This window comes from Alcanivorax sp. 1008, from assembly GCF_020667895.1.
Taxonomy (GTDB): domain Bacteria; phylum Pseudomonadota; class Gammaproteobacteria; order Pseudomonadales; family Alcanivoracaceae; genus PGZG01.
Genome location: NZ_JAFMPS010000047.1, coordinates 1 through 6235, shown reverse-complemented (window position 1 = coordinate 6235; position 6235 = coordinate 1). Strand labels below are relative to the sequence as shown.

At 53.9% G+C, this 6235-nt stretch carries 6 protein-coding genes; 2 read left to right on the top strand and 4 right to left on the bottom strand.

Annotated features, from left to right (window positions below; genetic code table 11):
* Positions 1-445, top strand: a 445-nt coding sequence (locus tag J1C54_RS16005) for a hypothetical protein (protein ID WP_229149907.1), incomplete at its 5' end; no start/stop codon positions are given.
* A gap of 73 nt (positions 446-518) precedes the next feature.
* Here J1C54_RS16005 and J1C54_RS16000 read toward each other — a convergent pair.
* Genes J1C54_RS16000 through J1C54_RS15990 form a run of 3 tightly spaced genes read right to left on the bottom strand, consistent with a single transcriptional unit; the run spans position 519 to position 4862 of the window.
* Entirely contained in the window at positions 519-1715 is a 1197-nt protein-coding gene (locus J1C54_RS16000) for a hypothetical protein (RefSeq protein ID WP_229149906.1), read from the bottom strand.
* Positions 1716-1718: 3 nt separating this feature from the next.
* Complete coding sequence (locus tag J1C54_RS15995; RefSeq protein WP_229149905.1) at positions 1719-2510, bottom strand: outer membrane lipoprotein-sorting protein; 792 nt, start codon at positions 2508-2510, stop codon at positions 1719-1721.
* Positions 2511-2567: 57 nt separating this feature from the next.
* Positions 2568-4862 (bottom strand): RND family transporter, encoded by a 2295-nt coding sequence (locus tag J1C54_RS15990; RefSeq protein ID WP_229149904.1) that lies wholly within the window; start codon positions 4860-4862, stop codon positions 2568-2570.
* Between the two features lie 102 nt (positions 4863-4964).
* On the opposite strand from J1C54_RS15990, the gene J1C54_RS15985 reads away from it, so the two are divergent.
* Positions 4965-5879, top strand: a complete 915-nt coding sequence (locus J1C54_RS15985; protein ID WP_229149903.1) for a LysR family transcriptional regulator — start codon at positions 4965-4967, stop codon at positions 5877-5879.
* On the opposite strand, the gene J1C54_RS15980 is transcribed toward J1C54_RS15985, so the two are convergent.
* On the bottom strand, positions 5868-6235 hold a 368-nt coding region (locus J1C54_RS15980; protein ID WP_229149901.1), incomplete at its 5' end, for an LOG family protein. The two genes, J1C54_RS15985 and J1C54_RS15980, sit on opposite strands and share 12 nt — an antisense overlap.

Below are 6235 nucleotides of genomic sequence, written 5' to 3'. Positions count from 1 at the left end.
AATCAGCGAAGTAATAGACTGGACACGCACCTTCCATGACACTCTTGCCAATGACTACGATGGCATTGCAAAGGGACACGAGAAGGACCGCGTCGGCATGTTGTTGCAGTATCTGGCTGAGCACGAAAGGGCTTTAAGTTCGGCCTTGAAGCATTATGAAGAAGACGCGGCGGAATCCCTGCTAGCTACCTGGTACGATCAGGCACCGGACATCAAACTACCGCCGGACCTCAATGCCCTGTGCGACACATTGGAAAAAGTGGACACCGAAACCGTACTAGCGCTGTCAATTAAGTTTCATGACGTACTGATTGATATGTACAGTGTATTAGCTGCAAAGGCACCCACTGCCGCTACGAAAGCACTGTTCGATAATCTGTGTAGCGGCGAAGTTCAGGAAAAGATGCGCACCGTTCGCGACGCCCTGCGCCTCGAAGATCTCTGAATTCTGTCTTTTCTGTTCACATTACGCTGGCGCCATCGGATCTAACCTGTGCGCCAGCAGTGATTCTTTCGCCTCAGAAATAACGAATCACTTCCAGCTGAATCATGTCCTCATCTGCAAACACGGACAGCGGCGACGGCACACCAGGACTAGCGTCAATCCGACTGTAGAACTGCCCCTCAAGAGTGGCACGCCACTGACTGCCAAAACGACGGCTGGATTCCAGTGTGTAGATGCGGTCACCGCTATCCGGGTCCCAGATCAGCCCCCAGAGAAGTTCCGTCGACGCAATATCATTGAAGGTCAGGCGGTTACCCACCAGCACATCGCTGGCAAACGGCGAGACAAAACGCTCATCCCGATCTTCCCACAGATACTCGGCAATCCAGCCCAGATCAAGGCCGCTGCCAAACACCCCTGGCTGGGTAAATTCGAAACCCACATCGGCCGCGTGCATGGCTCGCTCAAACCGGTTGCCACTGCGGCGAATGGCTTCCGCCTTGAATAGCCAGCCACCAAGCAGATACTGCAACTCCATACCGGACTGCTCGATCACCGGGTAGTAAGGCTCGAACTGAAACTCAAACAGGTTAACAAACAGCAGAGGTTCCCGGCCGGTGCCGGAAAAATGCGACAGGGCAATCTGCAGGCTGCCGAACATTTGCTGCCAGCGTACTGCGCCGTCAATACGCTTATCTTCTGCGGATGAGGCATAGCGAGCGGCATCTGACTCCACCGGAAGCGGCAGCGACGGACGACCATCGACACCGCCATAGGTGCGTTCACGAAACCCGGGCAAAAGATAAAAATCCAGCGTGCCCCAGTCGCGCACCACGGACAGGTTAATCATCGGCTGGCCGAGCTTGCTTTCCATATCCTGCTGCTCGACCGCATCGGTCTGGTTGATGATATCGACCAGATGACGGCCTTCGGTAACACCCCAGAACACCTTGCCAATACCAATCCGCGATTCCCACTGATCGGCCACATGAATCCACATCAACTCACGAATATCACCATGGGTTCGCTGGTCGTCGTTTTCATCAATGCGGTAAAACGGAGTAAAAGTAAAAAGATCGCGCCGGTCGTTCCACTCATGTAGCAGCTGGCCTTGCAGGTAGGCCGAGCCGTTGTGCCAGTAATCCGCCGCTCCGGGGCCGGCGGTAAAATAGCGCCCTTCCAATCCCGCTTCACCTCGCCACTCCCAGGCCGTCACTGGCATACTGCAGGCCAGCAGCGCGGTACCAACTGTCGCTAATCGAAAGCCCATGGATCAGCGCGCCCGCATCAGGCTGTTCTGGGTGAAGTCCGACTCACCAAGACCAGTGTTAAATCGATAGTCACTCCACAGCAACTCGGTAGTTTTACCAGTCTGATGATTGACCATCTCCATCCGTCCGGGCTGCCAGAAACGCTCCAGATACTGCTGATGATCGGTCGCTGACAAGGTCTTCAGCAGGCTTTGCTTGCGATCGTAATAGTCGATCTTGTGGACCCGGTATTCCGCCTGATCCATCCATACCACCTGGCGGGTATAACCGGAGTACTTGTCCTGCGGATAGCGTTCGAAAACAAAGCAGGTCAGGTCGCCACAGGGCTCATCGCGAAGATATTTATAGGTATATTTATCGACCTCCTGAGCACGCATATCCTCGAACGCGAACTCACTGCCCATAAAGGCTCCCGACTGACTACGTGAGGCAATGGTTTTAACGCGCTTCAATGCTGGCAGGTACAGCCACTGATCGTCGTCACGATCAGCGTGACTCCAACTCAGCAAAGCGGTGCCGCGTACATCCGCGGGTGTATCAAAGATTGTCAGGCTCTTGTCACCTTCTCCTTTCTTGCCCTCAAGTGTGCGCACCCGCAGTTCGCGCTCTGATCGATCACCACGTCGACTACTCAAAACCATCTTCATCGATGCTTCGAAATCACCAAAACCCTCACCGCGGCGATCCGCTTCACGAGCAATGTCCATGCCCTTCTGCTCCGGCGTCTGCGTCTGCGCCATCACCCCGGAGGACAGGACCGCTACGGCGATCACCATACCTATCAGTCTGTACATACCCTTCTCCTCTAATTCTGTTAACTGGGCCAACTCTGCCTTTACCACGATTTATCGTCAATTACTCGCCTCAACCACGGGCCGCCCTCTGGGTTGCATGAACCGCAACAGCAGCCAGGGCAGCAACAGAAAATCCACGATCAGGGCAAGCGCAAATGTCAATGACGTAAACATGCCCAGATCACTGTTCAGCTTGAAGTCTGATTGCGCCAGAATCAGGAATCCGGCAATCAGCACGCAATTACAAATCAGGACAGCCACACCCACGTGCGAGAAAGAATAAAGCAGTGCCTCACCGGGCTTGGCATGCCTCTCCTGCAAGGCAAGCTGAAACTTGCTGAGCAGGTGCACAGTGTTGTCGACCACAATACCCAGTGTCATGCCGATCGCCACCGCCACAGACAGGCCCACCTGCCCATATAAAAGAGCCCAGACACCGAATGCCATACCAGCCGGCAACACGTTCGCTGCAAGGGAAATCAGCCCCATTCGCACGGAACGTAGCGCAACACCGATAATCAGCGACATCAAGATCAGCGCAAAGATAGTGCCGACAATCATGCTACGGGCATTCTCGACCCCGATATGGGAGAACATCAACATGACACTGGAAGGTTGCGCCTCAATCTCTGGCGCATTGCTTTTCAGCCAGGCCGAATACTTTTTTTCCAGATCCAGCATCGCCATCGTGGTCTGCTCACGAATGGTAATCTGGATACGGCTGGCCATTTTGTCGAAACTAACCTGGTTCGTCGCGCTCAATCCGAACGGCAGGCTCATTTCATAGAGCATAAAGTACTGGGCGGCCAATTGCTGATCATTCGGGATGCGGTACCAGGCAGGGTCGTCGCCATGCATGCTGCGGTTCAGGCGACGAAACGTTCCAACAAGGGACTGCACGTTGATAACTTCAGGCTGGGCCAGCAACCAAACCTCGAAGTCTTGCACTGCTTGCAAATACTCATATGAAAAAACTCCACTTTCATCGCGACTCTTGAGGTGATAGCTGATGTCATAAACGCTACTTAGATGACGGTCAGCAAAGTCTGTTGAATAGCGGAACTCTCGGGATTCATCGTAGTATTTTACGAACTGGTCGTTGACCTCATTCAGAGGCGCCAGCAGCGTCAGTGCAAGAGCAGCAAGACCGACCAGAAAAAAATAACTACGCCGATATCTTAGAATATGCTCCCCCACTGGCATCATCAGGCCCGCAGACTCAATATCCCGACGGTGTGATGCCAGCGGAAATGTCCACATAAGCACCGGCAACAAAACTACCGAAAGAAGGAATGCGATACCGACCCCTGCGGCGGCCGTGTTACCAAGCACCCGAAACGGCGGCACATCCGAGAAGTTGAGCGTTAGAAAGCCGATAGCGGTGGTAAGACTGGTGAGAAATACGGGTGCCAGATTCACCCTCAGGCTTTCCCGAATCGCGGCGCGCTTTTCCATACCCTGATCACAGGCGTGAAAGTAGGACACCAGAATATGTACACAATCCGCCACAGCGATAGTCATGATGATAATTGGCGCGGAGGATGACGGGCCGGCAATGGGAGTGCCAAACCAGCCACAAAGCCCCAGCGCTGCCAGTGTTGATAGCAGTATCGTCAGCAAAGTAATAAATGTGGCTGAAAATGATCGGAACAACAGAACCAGCAGCACAATAATCACGATCCACATCAGTGGAACCAGAGTCCGATTATCGTCCAGCAAAACTTCGATGCCGGCGTAATTTCCCATCATCATGCCGGACAAGTAGATCTGTGTGTCCGGGTTTTCAGCGCGAAACTGATCAGCCATCTGTCGAGCTGCCAAGGCAACATCGATGTTTTCCCGAAAAGACTCCCCCGGCATCTGAAAACTTACCAACACCGCAGCCACATCACCCCGCTCAGACACCAGCTTGCCCACCAGTTCAGGCTCTGCCAGAGCAATCTTGCGGGCCTCCTCGAGCAACGCCGAGTCCTGTACAGCATATTCACTGATTAGCTCCTCAACGGTCAGCGCATCGCCATCAGCGCGGGTATGCTGGTAGTTGCTCAGGCTGTCAACGCGAATCGAGAATGGCAGTGTCCAGGCCTGCTCGGTAAACCGCACCAGCTGACTGGCCACCTCAGGAGCGAATACGTCGCCCTGTTGAGGAGCAAGCAGGAACAACACGCCATCCTGAGGAGTGTAGATTTCATTTACGGCATCATGGCTGAGTAGATAGGGGTGGTCTGCGTCGAAGTAGGCACGGTAGTGCGTGTCAAACCGCAACTGTGCCAGGCCCGCAATCATCGTCGCCAGCACCGCAGTGACGGCCAATATAACCCGCCAGCGATGAGCCAGTAGCCAGTCCGTCATGCTCTATCCCCCACGCTTGTGTTCGAGCAGCAAGACTACTTCTGGCAATTTATGGGATAAAGCCATAATAATGGGATACTTTATCTATATAACGGGATAATAATGAGCGGTCTCGACGACATGAACCTGTTTGCTGCAGTGGTCCAACATGGCGGCTTCACCGCCGCAGCGCGAGCTCTCGGCATCCCGCTGTCAACCATCAGCCGGCGAGTAGCGGAACTGGAATCCCGTCTGGGCACGCCATTGCTGGAGCGCACCACCCGACGGGTAGCCCCGTCAGAGGCTGGCAGGGTTTTTTACCAGTACTGCCATCAGCTTCAGACAACCGCCCATGATGCTGAGCTTGCCGTGCAACGACTAAAACAGGAGCCGTCGGGACACATTCGTTACGTGATGCCCTTTTCAACGGACGACAGCTGGGCGTTCTCTGTAATTTCCGCGTTTCTCGAAAAATACCCGAAAATCACTGTGGAGGGCTCGGTCAAACTGGACGGCATTGATCCCGATGCTACAGATGTCGACCTGATACTGGATTACGGTAGCAAGCCGGAAACCCATCACCCGGTACTTAGCCTCGGGCAGATGGAGTTGTCGCTATGCGCCAGCCCTCACTATCTGAAGCGCAACGGCACGCCTGTTAAGGCAGCACAACTTGATGATCACTCTATGATCAACTTCACCCTGCTAACCTGGCCCGAATATGCGCCGAAAGAATTTCATTCGGTGACACCGAATTACCGGATATCCACCAATGAAATGCTTATGGCCCGTCAGGTTGCGGTGGACGGCCTGGGGATTGCATGGCTACCAAAAATGACAACGCTGAAACAGGTCGAGTCAGGCGCATTGATCGAAATCATGCCTCAGCACCGCTTTGCGCTGCCGCTCTGGATGATCCATCGCAACCCACAGCGATCCACACGCAAGGTGGAACTATTCGTGGACCACGTGCTAAGAAAAATCGCCGACTCTGCGCCTTGGGATACGCTGGCCATGGCGGCAATGTCAAACCGTTGAGGGCAAATTATCACGCTGATCCGCTTCCTGAATGCGGTGGAAGTTTTCGTGAACCAGATTAAAAGCATGCTCAACGGAGTCAGTCACTTCAAATAACGCCATATCATCGTCACTAATACAGCCATGGTCTGTGCGCATCACTTGCCGCATCCAGTCCACCAGACCGCCCCAGAAGTCACGTCCGATCAGAACGATTGGAAAGGGTCTGGTCTTGCCTGTCTGCACGAGCGTCAGCGCTTCAAACAGTTCATCCATGGTGCCGTAGCCACCAGGAAAAACCACAAATCCCACCGCATGCTTGACGAACATCAGCTTGCGCACAAAAAAATAGCGGAAGTCCAGGCTGAGATCCTGAT

Bases quoted from the DNA above. Each gene is read 5' to 3' on its own strand.
- J1C54_RS15985 (WP_229149903.1), top strand. From the start codon at position 4,965: ATGAGCGGTCTCGACGACATGAACCTGTTTGCTGCAGTGGTCCAACAT.
- J1C54_RS16000 (WP_229149906.1), bottom strand. From the start codon at position 1,715: ATGGGCTTTCGATTAGCGACAGTTGGTACCGCGCTGCTGGCCTGCAGT.
- J1C54_RS15995 (WP_229149905.1), bottom strand. From the start codon at position 2,510: ATGTACAGACTGATAGGTATGGTGATCGCCGTAGCGGTCCTGTCCTCC.
- J1C54_RS15990 (WP_229149904.1), bottom strand. From the start codon at position 4,862: ATGACGGACTGGCTACTGGCTCATCGCTGGCGGGTTATATTGGCCGTC.